17 protein-coding genes are annotated in these 16,758 nt (G+C 41.1%); 10 read left to right on the top strand and 7 right to left on the bottom strand.

Translation table 11 applies throughout. From position 1 onward, the window contains the following. Positions 1-203 precede the first annotated feature (203 nt). The 3 genes from HWQ23_RS23820 to HWQ23_RS23810 all read left to right on the top strand — a co-directional run bounded on the left by HWQ23_RS23820 (position 204) and on the right by HWQ23_RS23810 (position 2,625). Positions 204-461, top strand: a complete 258-nt coding sequence (locus HWQ23_RS23820) for a hypothetical protein (protein ID WP_292833709.1) — start codon at positions 204-206, stop codon at positions 459-461. Between the two features lie 42 nt (positions 462-503). Next, complete coding sequence (locus HWQ23_RS23815) at positions 504-695, top strand: transposase (protein ID WP_365742517.1); 192 nt, start codon at positions 504-506, stop codon at positions 693-695. Positions 696-954: 259 nt separating this feature from the next. After that, the gene (locus HWQ23_RS23810; RefSeq protein ID WP_292833707.1) at positions 955-2,625 is read left to right on the top strand and encodes a dipeptide ABC transporter ATP-binding protein; all 1,671 of its coding nucleotides are present in this window, start codon (positions 955-957) and stop codon (positions 2,623-2,625) included. Between the two features lie 46 nt (positions 2,626-2,671). Here the strand turns inward: HWQ23_RS23810 and HWQ23_RS23805 are convergent, their stop codons facing one another. Further along, positions 2,672-3,619 (bottom strand): hypothetical protein, encoded by a 948-nt coding sequence (locus tag HWQ23_RS23805; RefSeq protein ID WP_292833706.1) that lies wholly within the window; start codon positions 3,617-3,619, stop codon positions 2,672-2,674. Between the two features lie 434 nt (positions 3,620-4,053). Between HWQ23_RS23805 and HWQ23_RS23800 the strand changes: the two genes are divergently transcribed. The 3 genes from HWQ23_RS23800 to HWQ23_RS23790 all read left to right on the top strand — a co-directional run bounded on the left by HWQ23_RS23800 (position 4,054) and on the right by HWQ23_RS23790 (position 6,333). Continuing rightward, entirely contained in the window at positions 4,054-5,865 is a 1,812-nt protein-coding gene (locus HWQ23_RS23800) for an FAD-dependent oxidoreductase (protein WP_292833705.1), read from the top strand. Positions 5,866-5,972: 107 nt separating this feature from the next. Then, positions 5,973-6,197: a heterocyst-inhibiting protein PatX gene (gene patX / locus HWQ23_RS23795; RefSeq protein WP_292833704.1), complete on the top strand. Its 225-nt coding sequence runs from the start codon at positions 5,973-5,975 to the stop codon at positions 6,195-6,197. Then, on the top strand, positions 6,184-6,333 hold the full coding sequence (locus HWQ23_RS23790) for a hypothetical protein (RefSeq protein ID WP_292833703.1): 150 nt from the start codon (positions 6,184-6,186) through the stop codon (positions 6,331-6,333). The genes patX and HWQ23_RS23790 overlap by 14 nt, the downstream gene beginning before the upstream one ends. Positions 6,334-6,929: 596 nt before the next feature. Here the strand turns inward: HWQ23_RS23790 and HWQ23_RS23785 are convergent. Continuing rightward, the gene (locus HWQ23_RS23785; RefSeq protein WP_292833701.1) at positions 6,930-7,829 is read right to left on the bottom strand and encodes a ferritin-like domain-containing protein; all 900 of its coding nucleotides are present in this window, start codon (positions 7,827-7,829) and stop codon (positions 6,930-6,932) included. Positions 7,830-8,187: 358 nt separating this feature from the next. Between HWQ23_RS23785 and gifA the strand changes: the two genes are divergently transcribed. After that, the gene (gene gifA / locus HWQ23_RS23780; RefSeq protein ID WP_292790281.1) at positions 8,188-8,388 is read left to right on the top strand and encodes a glutamine synthetase inactivation factor IF7A; all 201 of its coding nucleotides are present in this window, start codon (positions 8,188-8,190) and stop codon (positions 8,386-8,388) included. Positions 8,389-8,509: 121 nt separating this feature from the next. On the opposite strand, the gene glnA is transcribed toward gifA, so the two are convergent. After that, positions 8,510-9,934 (bottom strand): type I glutamate--ammonia ligase, encoded by a 1,425-nt coding sequence (glnA, locus tag HWQ23_RS23775; RefSeq protein ID WP_292833699.1) that lies wholly within the window; start codon positions 9,932-9,934, stop codon positions 8,510-8,512. A gap of 372 nt (positions 9,935-10,306) precedes the next feature. Here glnA and apcB point away from each other — a divergent pair, with 372 nt between their 5' ends. The 3 genes from apcB (at position 10,307) to HWQ23_RS23760 (ending at position 12,611) form a co-directional block, all read left to right on the top strand. Beyond that, positions 10,307-10,816, top strand: coding sequence for an allophycocyanin subunit beta (apcB, locus tag HWQ23_RS23770; protein ID WP_292833697.1), 510 nt, complete (start codon positions 10,307-10,309; stop codon positions 10,814-10,816). A gap of 541 nt (positions 10,817-11,357) precedes the next feature. Next, a complete protein-coding gene (locus tag HWQ23_RS23765; RefSeq protein ID WP_292833695.1) occupies positions 11,358-11,792 on the top strand; it encodes a DUF29 family protein in 435 nt (144 codons plus the stop codon). Next, positions 11,793-12,611, top strand: coding sequence for a TlyA family RNA methyltransferase (locus HWQ23_RS23760; RefSeq protein WP_292833693.1), 819 nt, complete (start codon positions 11,793-11,795; stop codon positions 12,609-12,611). 18 nt (positions 12,612-12,629) lie between these two features. Here the strand turns inward: HWQ23_RS23760 and HWQ23_RS23755 are convergent, their stop codons facing one another. From HWQ23_RS23755 to HWQ23_RS23740, 4 genes are all read right to left on the bottom strand, one after another. Continuing rightward, a complete protein-coding gene (locus HWQ23_RS23755; RefSeq protein ID WP_292833691.1) occupies positions 12,630-13,151 on the bottom strand; it encodes a hypothetical protein in 522 nt (173 codons plus the stop codon). 8 nt (positions 13,152-13,159) lie between these two features. After that, a complete protein-coding gene (locus HWQ23_RS23750) occupies positions 13,160-14,539 on the bottom strand; it encodes an AAA family ATPase (protein ID WP_292833689.1) in 1,380 nt (459 codons plus the stop codon). Between the two features lie 78 nt (positions 14,540-14,617). Further along, a complete protein-coding gene (locus HWQ23_RS23745; RefSeq protein ID WP_292833687.1) occupies positions 14,618-14,863 on the bottom strand; it encodes a type II toxin-antitoxin system HicB family antitoxin in 246 nt (81 codons plus the stop codon). 190 nt (positions 14,864-15,053) lie between these two features. Next, positions 15,054-16,655, bottom strand: a complete 1,602-nt coding sequence (locus HWQ23_RS23740) for an alkaline phosphatase D family protein (protein WP_292833685.1) — start codon at positions 16,653-16,655, stop codon at positions 15,054-15,056. Positions 16,656-16,758: the final 103 nt, after the last annotated feature.

The raw sequence follows: 16,758 nt of genomic DNA, 5'->3' as shown, positions 1-16,758 counted from the left end.
GCTAGTACAGCAGGGCGGAATTGAAAATTCAAAATTCAAAATTCAAAATTCAAAATTCAAAATTCAAAATGAATACAGCGTAAGCGTTTCATTGATTTTGAATGGTAGCTGGATTTAGGCACGGCCTAAATCCAGCTACCATCTCAATTAACTAGATATATTAGATCCCTTAGAGACCAATAACGTTCAGGGAGGATTGATTGATGGAAGACAAAATAATTACCGTTACAAAAGAGCGTGCTTTAGTGCTTGCTAGATTGGCATTAATTCAAGATAAAGTTCTAATTATTGAAGACTCACTTAATGCTACTTATAGAGAGCGTAAGCTAGGACTTGGGGATCAAAATAGAGGATGGAGTGTATGTGCTAAACTTGACTTAGTTGGACATTGGGATCCAGATTTAGTATTTGTGAGCGTGTCTGATCCTGATCAAAAAGTAAAAATCCAACCAATACTTTGACAATATAGCAAGTAGAGTGCGTTAACCATAGCGTAACGCGCCATTATTGAGTTAGCAGGGCAATACGGTGCAAATGTTCTTAATCTGTCACCCTACTCCCCAGATTTTAATCCAATTGAACTTTGGTGGTCGCAACTTAAGTCTTTTTTACGTCAGTTCTCTCCAAGCACAACAAAAATGGTTGATACTCTAATTGCTACTGCCCTCGATTTACTCAATCCTAAGCATTTATGAAACTGGTTTGCAAACTGTTGCTACTGTACTTCATAAACCTGCAATCTGCTGTAAAGGTAGGCAAACTTCCGCGTCTCCTACATGAACTGATAAAACTTGAGACAAGCGGTATAAATTAGTATGATAGAACATTGGCGGAACTCGTTGCGATCGCTAAGACAATTAAAGATGTTCGCACAACGCAGGTCTAATATCAATCTGATAGACTATCTTAAATTTGAAATTATAAAAGCTGGTAGCTCAGGGCTGATAACTAACTATGAGTGAAGCCTTATTCTGTATCGAAAATCTGCGAGTTGCCTATCCTCAACGGAGTGGAGAAGAAGCAAGCTGGGCGGTTGATGATGTATCTTTCACCTTGCAACCAGGTGAAAGAATGGGATTGGTGGGAGAATCGGGTTGTGGTAAGTCAACTATCGGACGCGCAGTAATGCGTTTATTACCAGCCTCTAGTCGTGTTGAGGGGCGGGTGACATTTCAAGGACAGTCGCTGTTTGACTTGATGCCTAACCAGTTGCGGAAGTTTCGCGGAGAGGCGATCGCCTTAATTTTTCAAGATCCGATGACACGCCTCGATCCATTGATGACGATTGGTAAGCATTGTATTGAAACCCTTCAGGCGCACTCACCAAAATTATCAACGCGTCAAGCCAAAGAAAAAGCACTTGCTACCTTGGCAAAGGTGAATATTCCAGCCAGTCGCTGGAATCAGTATCCTCATGAGTTTAGCGGTGGAATGCGCCAACGAGTAGCGATCGCTTTAGCTTTACTCCTCAACCCCAAGTTGATTGTTGCCGATGAACCCACCACTAGTTTAGATGTCACAGTATCCGCGCAGATATTGAAAGAATTAACTCGCCTGTGTGGTGAAGAAAACATGGGATTGTTGCTGATTTCTCACGATTTAGCAATGGTGGCTGAGTATTGCGATCGCATTGGGGTTATGTACAACGGCAAGATAGTCGAAATGGGTTCTACAGAAACCGTATTTAGACACCCTCAACATGAATACACGCGATCGCTTTTAAAAGCAGCTTTACACATTCAAGCAGTAAAAGATAGTGGAGAGTTAATAATTGTCAATGACGCAGAAAAGCAATTACCGATTATTAATCAGCAATCCCCAATTTTGAGTGTCAGTGAACTCAAGCAATACTACACTATAGAACCTAACTTTATCGAACGATTGTTTAACACACAAGCGCAGACAATTAAAGCAGTAGATGGTATCAACCTGGATCTTTATCCAGGAGAAATTCTCGGCTTAGTTGGGGAATCAGGTTGTGGTAAAAGTACGCTATCACGAACAATCTTGCAACTAATTCGTCCCACTAGTGGCAAAGTTGAATTTTTAGGACAGGATTTAACTAAACTGTCGCGTCAAGAAATTCGCTCCTCAAGGCGGCAAATACAAATGGTTTTTCAAGACCCTCATGCTTGTCTCAATCCAGCGATGACAGTGGGACAAAGTATCGCTGATCCTTTATTTATCCACAATCTAGCCAATCCTGCTAAGGCAAAAGAACAAGTTTTATGGATGCTAGATAAAGTTGGGTTAACACCGCCAGAAGTGTATTATGAGCGTTATCCATCAGATTTGTCTGGTGGACAACAGCAACGAGTAGCGATCGCTCGTGCTTTAATTACTCACCCTAAACTTCTCATTTGCGATGAACCCGTGAGTATGTTAGACGCTAGCGTGCAGTCGCAAGTGCTAGATTTGATGTTGCAATTAAAGGAAGAGTTTGAGCTAACTTATCTGTTCATCACCCATGACCTTTGGTTAGCGCGATTTTTGTGCGATCGTATTGCCGTGATGAATGGCGGTAAAATTGTCGAGCTCGGTCTGACAAAAACTATTTTTGCTAATCCTCAGCACCCTTATACCAAAACCTTACTAGCTGCTGCTCCATTACTAGCACGCGCTTAACTAACTCCTGTACAGACGCGATTAATCGCGTCTCTCCTGTACGCGATTAATCGCGTCTCTCTTCCCTCCCCTCAAGTAATTTAGTTGGTTCTCCAGTCGAACCATATAGCTCAACGTATCTTTTAAACAGCAAGGCAGTCTCGTGATTTGAAGCCCTGCTTAAGTTGAATAAACGCCCGATGTTTTTATCAGCTAAAGCTCTTAGATACGGCAAATCTTCAAATAGTGTCAAACAAGAAGCAAAATGAAATATTATTTGTAATAATGGCTTTGGCCACTCTAGATCACTATAAATATCTATAAAGAACTGATGCTCTGAGTCATTTAACGGGAAAGCATGAAATATAACAATTATCCTTTTGTTATTGTAGACTGGAATACTCAGTTCAACAGTGTAGGGAGTATGTAATATTAAATCCACCTCTACAATCGGTTGCCGCCAAATTCTCAAAGGATTAGCTGGCGAGTCTAATATTGTTTGGAATTTGATTATTCCGCCGGTGTTTGTTGGCTGAAAGTGGCTAACTTGAAAAATTTTCAGGTTATTAAGGCTAAAGCTATGAACTGTTTCTAAATGTTTTAAGTTCAATAAATGATAAATTTGGCAAATATAAGGAAACGGTAAAATATACTCCTGGCTAATCATGTGGAGCTTTTTTACTTGAAGCTTGTTAGCTTGAGTACGAGCGAGATATTCTTGATATTCGTTGGGGCCTAAATCATTGCTGTTAAAGCTTTCATCAGGCTTGAGATATAGCCAACTCAGAAAAAAGAAAGAGGCTGTAAGTAACTGACATATTTCTATAGGAGATAAATAACCATCAGCAAATGCAGCTATGCTTCTATCGGTTATGCCAAAAAGCCAAGATGGAATACCAAATAGCCAAATATTACTTTTGATTTGATCTATAAAAAGTGCTATCTCAACATTTGATATATTCCTATCCTTATTTATACTTAAATTATCATTACTTTTAAAGCAATTAGTAAACATAATATTTTGATTATTACTTAATACTAGTAATACATAAAAATTTACTATTTATATTAAGTTTAAATACAAAACATAGGAACAACCTCTATCTTTAGCTGTATATACAAGTTGTATTTCTTCATGACCGTTTAATATCAAGTTCTCATGAGTCTGGCTAAAAATATCAAGCTATTCTTAGATGTAATCCTAAATCCTATGCATATCCAGCCAGAATAAAATTATTTGTAAGTCTTGCTCTTAAAGGATTCGATATGTATTTTTCGAGCATAAATTAAAAATAACAACTTTGCTAAAATCTTTCTGCTAGCTGAGTACAAAAATTAAAATTGTCTCATTTTTACAAAAGCGGTATATATATCTAGATAAAAAAATTTATCTTGTTTGATGCCAAGCTATCTGGGGAGAATATGTCAAAACTCCAGTGAGGTTAAGCAATGGTTAATCAGACATACACAGCTGATGTCTTAGTTGTCGGTGGGGGAACCGGAGGGACTGCGGCTGCTATCCAAGCGGCGCGACGGGGAGCCAAAACGATTCTGGTGAGTGAATTTCCTTGGTTGGGGGGAATGCTAACTTCGGCTGGAGTATCCGCACCCGATGGCAACGAATTAGAAGCCTTTCAAACTGGGTTATGGGGTGCGTTTTTGCAGGAATTGCGACAACGACAGCCCGGAGGATTAGACAACAGCTGGGTAAGCTTTTTTAGTTACGATCCTCGGATTGGGGCGCAGATATTTGCAGATTGGGTGCAAGAATTACCAAATCTGCACTGGATTTCTGGACAAGTGCCAATAGATGTATTCCGACAGGGTGATTCTATTACTGGTGTGCGCTTTGCTGATTTTGCTGTCACAGCCAAAATTATTCTCGACGGCACAGAATTGGGAGATTTATTGGCTTTAGCTGAGATACCTTACCGATGGGGCTGGGAATTGCAATCTGAGTGGGGAGAACCCAGCGCCCCAGTAGCTTTTAACTCTTTCACCAAGAGATATCCGGTGCAAGCGCCCACTTATGTAGTGATTATGCAAGACTTTGGTGAAGCGATGTCTACGACGGGCGTAGCTGCGGCTCCAGAAATTCCACCTGCCCCTAACTATAATCCATCCCAGTTTACAGGTGCTATGTATGGCTATGGAACAGAGACATTTTTGAATTACGGACGCTTGCCTGGGGGTCTATTTATGATTAATTGGCCAATCTGTGGTAATGACTACGGCCAAGGAGTAGAGCGGTTGATATCAGATGTATCCAGAGGTGAATTCATCCAAGAATCTCGCTGGCACAGCCAAAATTTTGCCCATTTTATCCAAAAACAGCTTGGTCGTCGCTATGGTTTAGCAAAAAAAGTATTTCCTCACACCCCTACAGCTTTTGCACTCCATCCCTATTACCGGGAAAGCCGCCGCTTAGTAGGGCTAACTACTGTCCGAGAACAGGATATTTTGCCGATCGCCGCAGGTAGAGTTGCATCTATATTTAATGATGCGTTCGCCCTTGGCGTTTGCGAAGCGATCGCAGTTGGTAACTACGCCAATGACCATCATTATCCTGGTGTTCAATTCCCACTGCAACCTAAATCTATCCGTTGGGGAGGACGTTGGACTGGGACTCCCTTTACAATTCCCTACAGTTGCCTAATTCCAGCTACAACAGATGGTTTCTTAGTCTGTGAAAAGAATATTTCTGTCTCTCACATTGCCAATGGGGCCACCAGATTACAACCTGTGGTTATGGGCATTGGTCAAGCAGCAGGGATGGCAGCAGCGATATGTGTTGAGTTAAACTGCCAGCCGAGGGATTTACCTGTTAGGGCGCTACAAACGGCTTTATTGCAAGACAATCGCTCAAAAGCAGCAATTATTCCTTTATTTAATCTTCCACCCAATCATTCGGATTGGCTGGACTGGCAACTGTATTACTTAAATAACCCACAAGCCTATCCAGTTAGTGGCGATTGCCCTTGCCCATCAGCGAATGAGTACCCTGACTCTGCTTTTGGCAAGGGATTAATTCGGGAAAATAACTGTTTCAAAGGCATTTTCTACCGCTTGTCACAGCAGGAATACAGATTCACTGTCACAGCACCAGCCGCATATCAAGGGCAAAATTGGCAGCTTGTGACTTTGCGATCGCATATCGACGAGCAATTACGCGCTTATCCCCACGAACAATTAGTCACATTCTGGGGTCGTCAGAATCACTTTGCTAATTGGTTATTAGTCGAACATTTAAACGAAGGATAAGAAGAGTTTATTTTCAGTAAAACAGAATACTTTTTGATCATTTGTCCGGATATTCATCAAAAAGCTAAGTATCAGTGAAGTGGAGAGTTTCAAAATAGACACCTTCTATGCGTGCTGCCATTTCACTTTTAGTATCGAGTCTGGTGTTCGGCCCCTTAGCTTATAACTGCCAAGCAATGAATAACTTATCCTATGGGCTGATTTCCACGCCTGCTTCAAAACAGTGGCTCTCGGCGGCATCTGAACAAAATGCAGATGATGCGCCACGTCATCGCGGTAGTGGGCGCCGAGAAATCACCCAAAAATCCGGAAATATCTATGGTGTCCTTTAACAAGCGTAGGGTAATGCCTCCTTTGCCAAAGGAACCAAAGTACCAGAAAAACGGCTGTTGTGCTACCATCTTTTACACAGCTTTTCTGGCAGAGATACATATAGTTGACACACGAAAACCTTCAGCGATCGCTTAGTTTTTCAACTGCAAGCTTTGTATATATAGTTAGTGTCAATCCTGGTGATCAAAACGCAAATCAAATTAAGTGCCTTGATCAATAGCATTACCAACTCCTCAAAAGCTACACAATTGTTGCTCATATTCGGTGGGAAACTCTGCGTCTCAATCCTCAACTGCTCTATAAATTGATGTTACTTAGGCTATCAGTTAATCTAAAGCACATCTAATTCAGACATTTTGCTTGTTGAGGAAACAGTCTTCAGGCAACTTAACTTTATTTCCCAATAGGTTTTTTTCTCATACATTCAGTAGCTGGTTATCTACATCAGCAACTAATTGATTTTCGCTCCGACACCTGTTTAGCGTCCTTTGCCGAAGCATAAATATTAAGAAGGATCTGCTAGATCATCTTAGTCATTTTAATTATTCTACAGCCAAAGCCAGATGCAAAATTTTGCATCTGGCCTTTTTAGATGAATTTTACATGAAGAAAAGGGAGTGGGGAGTGGGGAGTGGGGGGATGAGGGAGCAGGAGAAAATTCCTCTCCTCTGCACCCTTCCCACTGCCCCTCTGCCTCTTCTCAATGCCCAATGCCCAATGCCCACTCCCTTTTACACTGTTGTTTTCTTGTCGTTAATTTCTCTTCCCTGGATGCCGTTGAGGAACATTGGCACAAACTTCTCCATAAACGCCTGTGGATCGCGCTGCCAAGCCTTTTGTGCAACCTGAATCCTAGTAAATTGCAACTCAGGCGCTAGCAAAGTCTGGGGTAAGCGTTCCATCAGGTACTGGGGACGTTGCCAAAGCGGCATGGTATTTGCCACTTCCACCAGGTTGGCAACTCCCCGCAGTTCTGCACCCAAGGTAATATCCATTCCCGATTCAAATGCTGCTTGTTCAATTGCGGTATATTTTCGCTTGGCTTGCTCTACTTTTTGCCGATGTTCTGGACTCTTACGAGCGAGTTCTGCCAGCCAACGATTACCCCACCGGACGTGTCCCACTTCCTCTGGGAGAATTTTTTCAATCGTTTCCCGAATTTTGATGTTTTCTTCTGTCTGTGGCGCTTGTTTGAGGGCGTGAATGTGGGCAGAGAAATACTCACAACCCCGCTTTTCAGTAATGTTAATTGCTGCTAAACCAGCAATTATACTGTCGTCTCGGTTGTGTTTTGGGTCATAGGTGTCTTTGTCGAGCAGCCGATCAAATTCATCGATATAGGAAGTTCCTGGAGGAGTTCCTATATCGCTTCCCAAATCAATCAACAAGTCAGTTAGCCACATGGCATGACGAGCTTCATCCGAGATGTGATGAGACAAATCCCGCACCAGTTCCGGTGGTTGCCCATTCAGTTGTTCAATTACCTCAGTCAGGTCTTTGCAACTGCGTTGTTCACTATAACGGTAGCGGTTGAGGGTAATTAGATGGATTTCGCGATCGCATACCACCCGCTTCAATATATCTCTAGCACCCAAAACATTCTGAAATTTACGTGGGTAGGTAACTGTCATAAATTATGTAAATTTTTGTAAACTAAATCTGTATTTCGCTCGTAACTTAGTTTTTTGCAACTGCTGTATCTGTGCCGCGTCACTGAAAAATGAGTATAAGTTACAAAAATTAATCACTTTCAACTCAAGTGTAAATAAAAGTAACGAATAAATGTTCAGTCTTGAGAGAGGTGTATTTCTTCAAGGCAGAGGTGGATTAAAGAGATTTTTCCGGCTTTTGGGAAACAAATAGTTCATATTGTCAGCAAAAGCAAATATAAATTTTTGTAAAAAGTAGCTTATGTTACAGAATTTTTGCTATATTAGTCTTGTAAGAAACTAAAAACTATATATTCACAGAATAGAGAGGACTATGGTTATGTCTATCGCAGATAAATCTCGTGCGTTAATGGTACGTGAACATCAGCAAGTCAAGAATCGTCAACAATCAATGCTGATGCGTGCTGCACAAGAACTTGGTCTTCCTGAAGAAGCATCCTACTATTGGAACCCGATTCAAGGGAAGGTAGATGCTAGCGCTCGGATGATTTATGGGTCTAGTCATGCTTCGATGAGCTAAGTTTCAATAGTTTTAAGGTTGATTTTTGGAGTGAATATCTCAACTGAGAACTCTGCAAAAAAAAGCCACCCTCTACTTTAGGGTGGCAAAACTTATATATTTAGATAGATACGATACTTAATTAAGCATCGTAGTAGAGGTAAAACTCGTAAGGATGAGGACGTAGCTGCAACTGTTTGACTTCGTTACCTAGCTTGTAATCAATCCAATTTTCGATAAAGTCTTCCGTGAATACGCCTGATTCTGTCAAGAAGGCGTGATCTTTTTCCAGTGCTTGCAACGCCAGTTCTAAAGAACCTGGAGTTGAAGGAACCTTTGCCAGTTCTTCTGGAGAGAGTTCATAGATATTCTTATCTAAGGGTTCACCAGGATGGATTTTGTTCTTGATGCCATCGAGACCAGCACAAAGCATTGCAGCAAATGCCAAGTAGGGGTTAGAAGTAGCATCTGGACAACGGAATTCTAAACGCTTGGCTTTGGGGTTAGTGCCAGATAGAGGAATACGGATAGAAGCAGAACGGTTCCCTTGGGAATAAGCCAAGTTTACTGGAGCTTCATAACCAGGCACTAGGCGCTTGTATGAGTTGGTGCTGGGGTTGGTAATAGCCAACAGCGCTGGTGCGTGTTTGAGAAGACCACCAATGTAGTACAACGCCATTTCACTCAAACCAGCATACTTATCACCTGCAAACAGAGGTTTGCCATCTTTCCAGATGGACTGGTGACAGTGCATTCCAGAACCGTTATCGCCAAAAATCGGTTTTGGCATGAAGGTAACGGTTTTGCCGTGTTTCTTGGCAACGTTCTTGATGACATATTTGTAAATCATCAACCAGTCAGCCGCTTCGATCAACTTCCCAAACTGGAAACCTAGTTCGCACTGACCACCAGTAGCAACTTCATGGTGATGCTTTTCAATAGGCACACCTAATTTTGCCATTACCAACAGCATTTCTGTACGGATATCTTGGAAAGAATCCGTTGGTGAAACTGGGAAGTAACCTTCTTTGAAGCGTGGTTTGTAACCCAAGTTGGGTTTTTCATCTGTACCGGCTTTACCGGAATTCCAAGCACCTTCTTCGGAGTCTAAGAAGTAGTAGCCTTCGTTAGCGGTTTGGGCAAACCTAGCACTATCAAAGATAAAGAACTCAGCTTCCGGGCCAAAGAAGGCTGTGTCACCAAGACCAGTGGAAACTAAGTAGTCTACTGCTTTTTGGGCAATAACCCGTGGGCAACGATTGTACCATTCGCCTGTGCGGGGTTCTTTGATGCTACAAATTATACTTAGCGTTGGGACTTCCATGAATGGGTCGATCCAAGCAGTGTTGGGGTCGAGTACCATCGTCATGTCCGATTCGTTGATTGCTTTCCAACCCCGGATGCTGGAACCGTCAAAAGGTACGCCATCAGTGAATGCAGTCTCATCGATTTGGTTTTGGTACAGTGTGAGGTGCTGCCAAGTCCCTACTGTATCGATGAATTTGAGATCAATCAGCTGAATTTTTTCATCTTGAATTCTCTTCAAGACTTCTTGTGGTGTTGTCATTGTTACTCCTTCTCTACCAATTTCCGTAAAATAAAACCAGAATCTTCCAAAGCATCCTAACCCTGCTGATCTCAATTAAGCCGTGACACACCTGAAATATCTTAAATACTAGACATTGGCGAATTTTGTAGTCTATGTTACAGATGTCTGGATTATCAAATTATATTAACCTTTCAGCGATCATCTCTACAAAACTGGAAAGTTCATCATATAGGGGTCAACTTTGGCATAGAATCCATAGATAGTGGATAAATTGTTTTTGTGCCGAATCTATTTTTAATAGCACAAAAATTTACTGGTGTAATTGACTGGTGCATAAGTGCAGCCAAATAAATATCAAACCATAAATAGCAATGATTGGGAGAAGAAGGAATGCGCGATGCGGTAACAAGTTTAATTAAGAATTATGATCTAGCTGGCCAGTATTTCGACCGGAATGCGATCGATAGCCTGAAGTCTTACTTTGACAGTGGTACAGCAAGAGTACAAGCGGCGGCGGCGATAAATTCTAATGCGGCTGCACTTGTCAAGCAAGCTGGTTTGAAATTATTTGAAGAACTGCCAGAATTGATTCGTCCTGGTGGAAATGCTTATACAACTCGTCGTTATGCGGCTTGTCTGCGGGATATGGACTACTACCTGCGCTACGCCACCTATGCGCTGGTTGCTGGGAACACAAATGTGTTGGATGAGCGTGTGCTGCAAGGGCTGCGAGAAACTTACAATTCTCTAGGAGTGCCTATTGGGCCTACGGTTCGCGGTATCCAGATTCTCAAGGATCTGATTAAGGAACAAGTGACAGCCGCAGGTGTGGTTAATACTGCTTTTGTGGATGAGCCATTTGATCACATCACACGCGAGTTGAGCGAACAGGATATTTAGTCATTCAACAATAAGTATAAAATATAGCGATCGCACTTTGATTTTATGGGGCGATCGCTTTTTTATGAACCCTAACAGGCGTTGACAAGGGCTTTATCCAAGTTTTCGCCGCCAAAGAAAGTTCCCAAGCGAGTCTATGAAGGTATATTTTCTGAACGTTTATCCCTCAAAAATGTTTAAGTCCCGTTAGCAAAGAAAAGCTCCTCTAGCGTTTATTGTAAGCTGGACAGTTGAATTAGACTGGCTAAGTGCAGGTTTGCGTAAAATCGTGGCGAATTGAGGGTTGAAATTTAAACGCAAAGTGGAGGCAGCGCGTTGCGTATTTTCCCACGGCAGTTCCTTCAAGTCGGCAAAGCCGCCCAACGGACTGCCTCCCCGTTGTAGCGACTGCCGTCGCGCAGAGAGAAGCGCGGAGGGACGCAGAGAATTTGCTATGAATTAATGAAATGTTGTACTAAGGAATGCGATCGCTCATAGATGAAACACATTAGCTTATCTTATAGAGCCACAATAGAAGTTGCCGATGTTTGAGGCGCTGATTATGGAAGAATTATTAAGTTTGAAAGACTTGCTTGTTAAAGGCGATGTTCAAGGGGCATTGATTATAGTTGAAGAATTAACAGAAATGAGCCGAAATGACATAATCAAGACGATTCGTAGCTATGCAGTGATTTTGCTGCTGCATCTAATTAAACAACAAGCTGAAAATCGCACGACTCGCTCTTGGGAAGTCTCAATTCGGAATTCGGTTCTGGAAATTCAACGCGAAAATAAGCGGCGTAAAGCTGGAGGCTATTATCTCGCGCCAGAAGAATTGTTAGAAATCTTAGCAGAAGCCTATTTAAATGCCAGTAATGAAGCTTCCCTAGAAGTAGAAGAAGGTCGTTATGAGCCAGAAGAATTAGAAAAGCTGGTTAAGCGAGAAGAAATCATCAATCGTGCTTTGGCTTTAATTTTACCAGGAGAGTCTAGTTAATTGGCTAAACAGCGACTCGATACATTATTAGTAGAGTTAAATTTATGTTCTTCTCGCGCCTTGGCACAACGGCTAATTCAGGCGGGGGAAGTTACTGTTAATCAGCAGTTAGTTGATAAACCTGGTACAGAAGTTGATATTTCAGCCCAAATAAATATTAAAGTGCGATCGCCTTTTGTTTCTAGAGGCGGTGAAAAACTCTCCAAAGCTTTATCAGTATTTGCCATTCCCGTAGCAGAGCGCATTTGTTTAGATGGTGGGATTTCTACTGGTGGTTTTACTGATTGTCTCTTGCAAGCTGGAGCGAAACAAGTTTACGGAATTGATGTCGGTTATGGGCAAGTTGACTGGCGGTTGCGAAATGATTCGCGGGTAATTTTACGGGAACGCACCAATTTACGGCAACTACGACCAGATGAGTTATATGGCGAGGATGACGCGATTCCTGATTTGGCGGTGGTCGATGTATCGTTTATTTCTTTAACGAAGATTCTGCCTGCTTTGTGGCAATTAACTCAAGCTAATCGGGAAGCTGTGTTGTTAGTCAAGCCACAGTTTGAAGTCGGTAGATCGCGTGTGGGTAAAAAAGGCGTTGTGCGTGATCCAAATGACCAAGCTGATGCCATTTTTCAGGTGTTGCAAGCAGCCCAGGAATTAGGATGGAAATACAAAGGCTTAACTTGGTCGCCAATCACTGGCCCTGCTGGAAATATTGAATATCTTTTATGGTTGGGAATGGAAAGTGAAACACCACCACTTGATTTAGAGGTAATTAAGCAAATAACTTTAGAAGCAACAACTGATTTACGGAAGAGTTAAACATTGCTCAAGGATATTTTACTTGGTGCGATCGCTTCGCCGTCTACGTTCTGGGGTAGCTGGTTCATAAGCCTTCAGTCCCCCATCGCCCGTAAAAATTTCTACTTGGAATGTGCTACTAGCTTTAGCGTAATATTCAGCCACAGTCTTAATTGTCGCATCTCCGATGGAAATCTTTCTAGATGCTAGAGTAGGCCATTCCGTAGCTAACTGTTTTAATTGTTCTGAATTCCAAAGTTCACCTACTTGAGTTTCAAAAACTCCCCAAGGTATCAATCCATCCGCTACTTTCACTAAAATATCAGCGAAAGCTTGAGCAATTTCATATCGCCTAGACTTAGCTTGTGCAATGTGATTACCAGTTTCTATAATTGTTGCTATTGGTAGTATAAACTTTGCACCTTGTTTTTCTTCTGCCTTAAAACGGGCTTCAACTCTTTTTTTATCCCATTTATCATTATCAGAGCCACAAGTCTCTTTACCAGGAACACCTAAGTAGACGCAGAGTATTGATGTGTCAATAATCAGAACCTTTCTCATATTTCGCTTTACTTATTATCAGAAAGGCTCTTTTCAATTGCGCCTTTAGTTGCTAATCTGCCCAAAGTCCCTGATGCTAGCAAAAGAGGAAGATTTTCAATATCTTCTAAAAGGGTAAGTTTGCTTTCTCCAGTTTCAGAATCGCGGTGTGCAACAACTACAAAAGGAACTATCTCTGGGCCTAAAGCATCAAGTAAAGCTGGGTTATGGGTAGTAAGTAAAATATCGATTTTTCTTTTGTTGCCAATCTCTCGTAGTATTCTTACCAGCAATTTTGCACGCGAGGGATGAAGCCCATTATCTATTTCTTCAATGACAAGTTGACTACCTTCTGGTCTTGTAAGTAATGCTGTGAGTATTGCTAGAAAACGTAAGGTTCCATCTGACATAGTTCTAGCATCTATTAATGTCGTCTCTCCAGGTTTCCATTCTTCTTCACAGTAAAGCATCGCATCAGTTTTAAGTCTACCCACTGGTTCTGCAAATACTTTTTTAATATCGCCTTCTGGGAAATTTTTGATGTATGCTGATAGAGTTGATTCGACTTCGGCTTTTTGTTCACCATCCAATGCTGCTAGTACACCAGCAATATTAGAACCATCGCTTTCTAAAATGTTAGATAAGTGTGAATAATCACGCATCATAGAAGGAACGGGATTTAATAAAAAAATATTACTAATTTTATAAATCATGATATCTATTAGTTTAATAGAATCACTAATCAAATTAAACTTATTATCATTCTTATAGATGATTTCAAACAAATCATTCGTTATTTTCTTGACATCTTCTATTTTTTCAATAGTTACTTCAGTTTTTACCTCATTAGTAGTTATATTTTCTTTGAGTGTATTAACTTTTTGCAATAACTCTTGGTTGGCATTATTTAACTTACTAAGTCCCAGCATCAATTTATCACGTTCCTTTTGTCTTTGTGCAAACAAGTGGGTAACTTCTGGTAAATATGATTTATTGGTTGAAATATTATTATTTATTAAAATTTCATGACTAACCTGAAAATCTGATGATATTTTTTGTCTTTCAAGATATTCTTGGACAATATGAACATTTGGCTTAGTTTGTACTGTAATACTATAAAAATAATCTGTATTGTCATCTTCACCTTGAACTAGTAGTTTTAATATAAATTGAGTTTCCGGTTTAAGAGCAGCCCATTCAACACCGCCTCGAATGGAGGAAAGAGTTTTATTTCCTGCTAAAGCTACTTCAATATCCTCACCTCTGACAATTCTTCTGAGCAACTCTAACGCTTCAGCTACATTAGATTTTCCACTCGCATTCGTACCAATCAGAACAGTCAACGGGTCAAGTGGAAGCTCCGCATAACGAAAACTTTTCCAATTTTCTAGGATGAGTTTCTTAAGCATGACCAACTCCAAAAATGCTAAAAATTTACTTTTGCTATTTCGACAGACTTAATACAAAAACTTTGCGCTCCTCTGCGTTTAAATTTCAACTTTCAATTCGCTAAGATTGATACCAGCAATTACAGGAATCGTTAACCCCAAACGTAACCGTAGCGCCAGCCAATCACTTAAAGCTTCTCTTAATTCTCGCCTACATTCTTCTAGCATTTTATGATTTGCCCAGACTCCTTGTAAACTTGGAATTTCACCCCAATAAGTTTGATCATCTTCAATGATCTCATAAACCGCTAGTTCCATTGCTTGGTCAATGTAGCTTGCCAGCATAGCAATTAAAAAATCCAGTACCTATCTAAATTTAGCTCCTAGCAGTAGCGTAGGCAAAGCCCGCCGCAGGCATCGCACAAGGTTTTTCATCTTTCAACATCCCACCAAAAACAACAAAACCAGCAGACAGAGTAAAAAATTACGTAATTACTCTATCTAACTGGCTAAATTTCGCTGTGCTTTTAGAGATTTATGCTTCTGGCGGCAAATCTACACTGTAAAGAGTTTTCCCTACCAAGTTACGCAGTGTTACCGTCATCACCTTTGTATTAGCATCAATCTTTACCCCTCCAAAGAATTGCAAACCTTCACTTGGGGGTCGATTTGCTTTTGTACCTGGAGGAAGACTTTGAAATATTAATTGTGGGCCAAAGGTATTTTCCAATTCGTTTGGCCCAAATGTGCCAGAGTTAAGAGGCCCGGCGACAAACTCCCAAAAAGGCTTAAAGTCGGTAAACTGCGCTTTCGCGGGGTCGTAATAATGGGCTGCTGCGTAATGTACATCAGCAGTTAACCAAACAACATTCTGGATATTCTTGTTTTTGATAAATCGTAATAAATCGGCAAGTTCTAATTCTCTTCCTAAAGCTGGGCCATTTCCGTTAGCCCAAGCTTCAAAGTCCGTGCTACCGTCTTTAACTATCAACCCTAAAGGCATATCACTAGCAATCACTTTCCATGTTGCTTTTGATGATAACAATTGCCTTTTCAGCCATTGTATTTGTGTTTCGTCCAGAAAATCTGTTTTTTTACTTGGTACTGGCTGATTATTGGGACTGTTTGGCCCCCGATAGGTGCGTTCATCTAGCATGAAAATGTCTAGTAATGGCCCATGCTTAAAGGAGCGATAAATTCTCGTTTTGTCTGGATTCTCGGTTGTATATCCAATAGGTAGATATTCCAAAAACGCTTGTCTTGACCTTTCGGCTAGCAAGTTAACATCCTTAACTGTATAACGGTCATCGTTGAGGATAATTTGCCCAGGATACCAGTTGTTCCTTGTTTCGTGGTCGTCCCACTGTGCCAATATGGGAACTTCAGCGTTGAAACGCTTGATGTTTTCATCCAGCAAATTGTAGATATAGTTGCCACGATATTCTGTGAGAGTCTCTGCCACTTTGGATTTTTCTGGTGTGGTGATGTTTTTCCAAATAGTGCCGTCGTCTAAAGTTACTTTTGATTCAATCGGGCCATCAGCATAAATATTATCGCCAGAATGGATGAAAAAGTCGGGATTAAGTTGACGCATAGTTTCGTAAATTTTCATCCCACCGAAATCAGGATTAATCCCCCATCCCTGACCGGCAGTGTCTCCACCCCAAACAAAGAATACATCTCGCCCCGATTTGGAGGGAGTTCGGAAAGTGCCTTGAAAAGGAGCGCTGTAGGTGGTTTTATAATTTAAATCTTGGAAGATTACCCGATAAAATAATTTTTGGTCTGGTGGGAGGTTCTTCAGATAAAGTCGGGCTGTAAAGTCGCTATTTTTTAAAGCATTAGGCCCCACAACTCGCTGCACATTTTTAAAAGATTCGTTAGTAGAATATTCTACGATCATTTTGGCAGGGCGATCGCTCCGACTCCAAATGACAATGCTATCGTTGCAGATATCTCCGCTAGCTACACCATAAGGTATACCAGGACGCATTTTATCAGAGGTGATAATGGCAGGTGCTTGAGCAAAAACTTGTGATTTGGATACAAGATTTGTAGCAATAATTCCGCCTGCTGTGATAGTTGAACGGAGCAAAAACTGGCGGCGGTTTAGCTTCAATGGGTGATGAAATTCCATACTAAATAATCGCAATTTTAAGAAGTATTACAGGATAAAGGTTTACCATATCCTGTTATGACAATAAGTAAAAATTAGGTTATCGAATGGTTAAAAAAAATTT

Source organism: Nostoc sp. JL33, from assembly GCF_017114985.1.
Lineage (GTDB): Bacteria > Cyanobacteriota > Cyanobacteriia > Cyanobacteriales > Nostocaceae > Nostoc.
Note: the sequence above shows the minus strand (reverse complement) of the source record. Positions and strands in the feature narration are given on the sequence as shown.

Excerpts from the sequence above, each read along its gene's own strand:
- HWQ23_RS23820 (WP_292833709.1), top strand. The coding sequence starts at position 204 with ATGGAAGACAAAATAATTACCGTTACAAAAGAGCGTGCTTTAGTGCTT.
- HWQ23_RS23810 (WP_292833707.1), top strand. The coding sequence starts at position 955 with ATGAGTGAAGCCTTATTCTGTATCGAAAATCTGCGAGTTGCCTATCCT.
- HWQ23_RS23805 (WP_292833706.1), bottom strand. The coding sequence starts at position 3,619 with ATGTTTACTAATTGCTTTAAAAGTAATGATAATTTAAGTATAAATAAG.
- HWQ23_RS23800 (WP_292833705.1), top strand. The coding sequence starts at position 4,054 with ATGGTTAATCAGACATACACAGCTGATGTCTTAGTTGTCGGTGGGGGA.
- patX (WP_292833704.1), top strand. The coding sequence starts at position 5,973 with ATGCGTGCTGCCATTTCACTTTTAGTATCGAGTCTGGTGTTCGGCCCC.
- HWQ23_RS23790 (WP_292833703.1), top strand. The coding sequence starts at position 6,184 with ATGGTGTCCTTTAACAAGCGTAGGGTAATGCCTCCTTTGCCAAAGGAA.
- HWQ23_RS23785 (WP_292833701.1), bottom strand. The coding sequence starts at position 7,829 with ATGACAGTTACCTACCCACGTAAATTTCAGAATGTTTTGGGTGCTAGA.
- gifA (WP_292790281.1), top strand. The coding sequence starts at position 8,188 with ATGTCTATCGCAGATAAATCTCGTGCGTTAATGGTACGTGAACATCAG.
- glnA (WP_292833699.1), bottom strand. The coding sequence starts at position 9,934 with ATGACAACACCACAAGAAGTCTTGAAGAGAATTCAAGATGAAAAAATT.
- apcB (WP_292833697.1), top strand. The coding sequence starts at position 10,307 with ATGCGCGATGCGGTAACAAGTTTAATTAAGAATTATGATCTAGCTGGC.
- HWQ23_RS23765 (WP_292833695.1), top strand. The coding sequence starts at position 11,358 with ATGGAAGAATTATTAAGTTTGAAAGACTTGCTTGTTAAAGGCGATGTT.
- HWQ23_RS23755 (WP_292833691.1), bottom strand. The coding sequence starts at position 13,151 with ATGAGAAAGGTTCTGATTATTGACACATCAATACTCTGCGTCTACTTA.
- HWQ23_RS23750 (WP_292833689.1), bottom strand. The coding sequence starts at position 14,539 with ATGCTTAAGAAACTCATCCTAGAAAATTGGAAAAGTTTTCGTTATGCG.
- HWQ23_RS23745 (WP_292833687.1), bottom strand. The coding sequence starts at position 14,863 with ATGCTGGCAAGCTACATTGACCAAGCAATGGAACTAGCGGTTTATGAG.
- HWQ23_RS23740 (WP_292833685.1), bottom strand. The coding sequence starts at position 16,655 with ATGGAATTTCATCACCCATTGAAGCTAAACCGCCGCCAGTTTTTGCTC.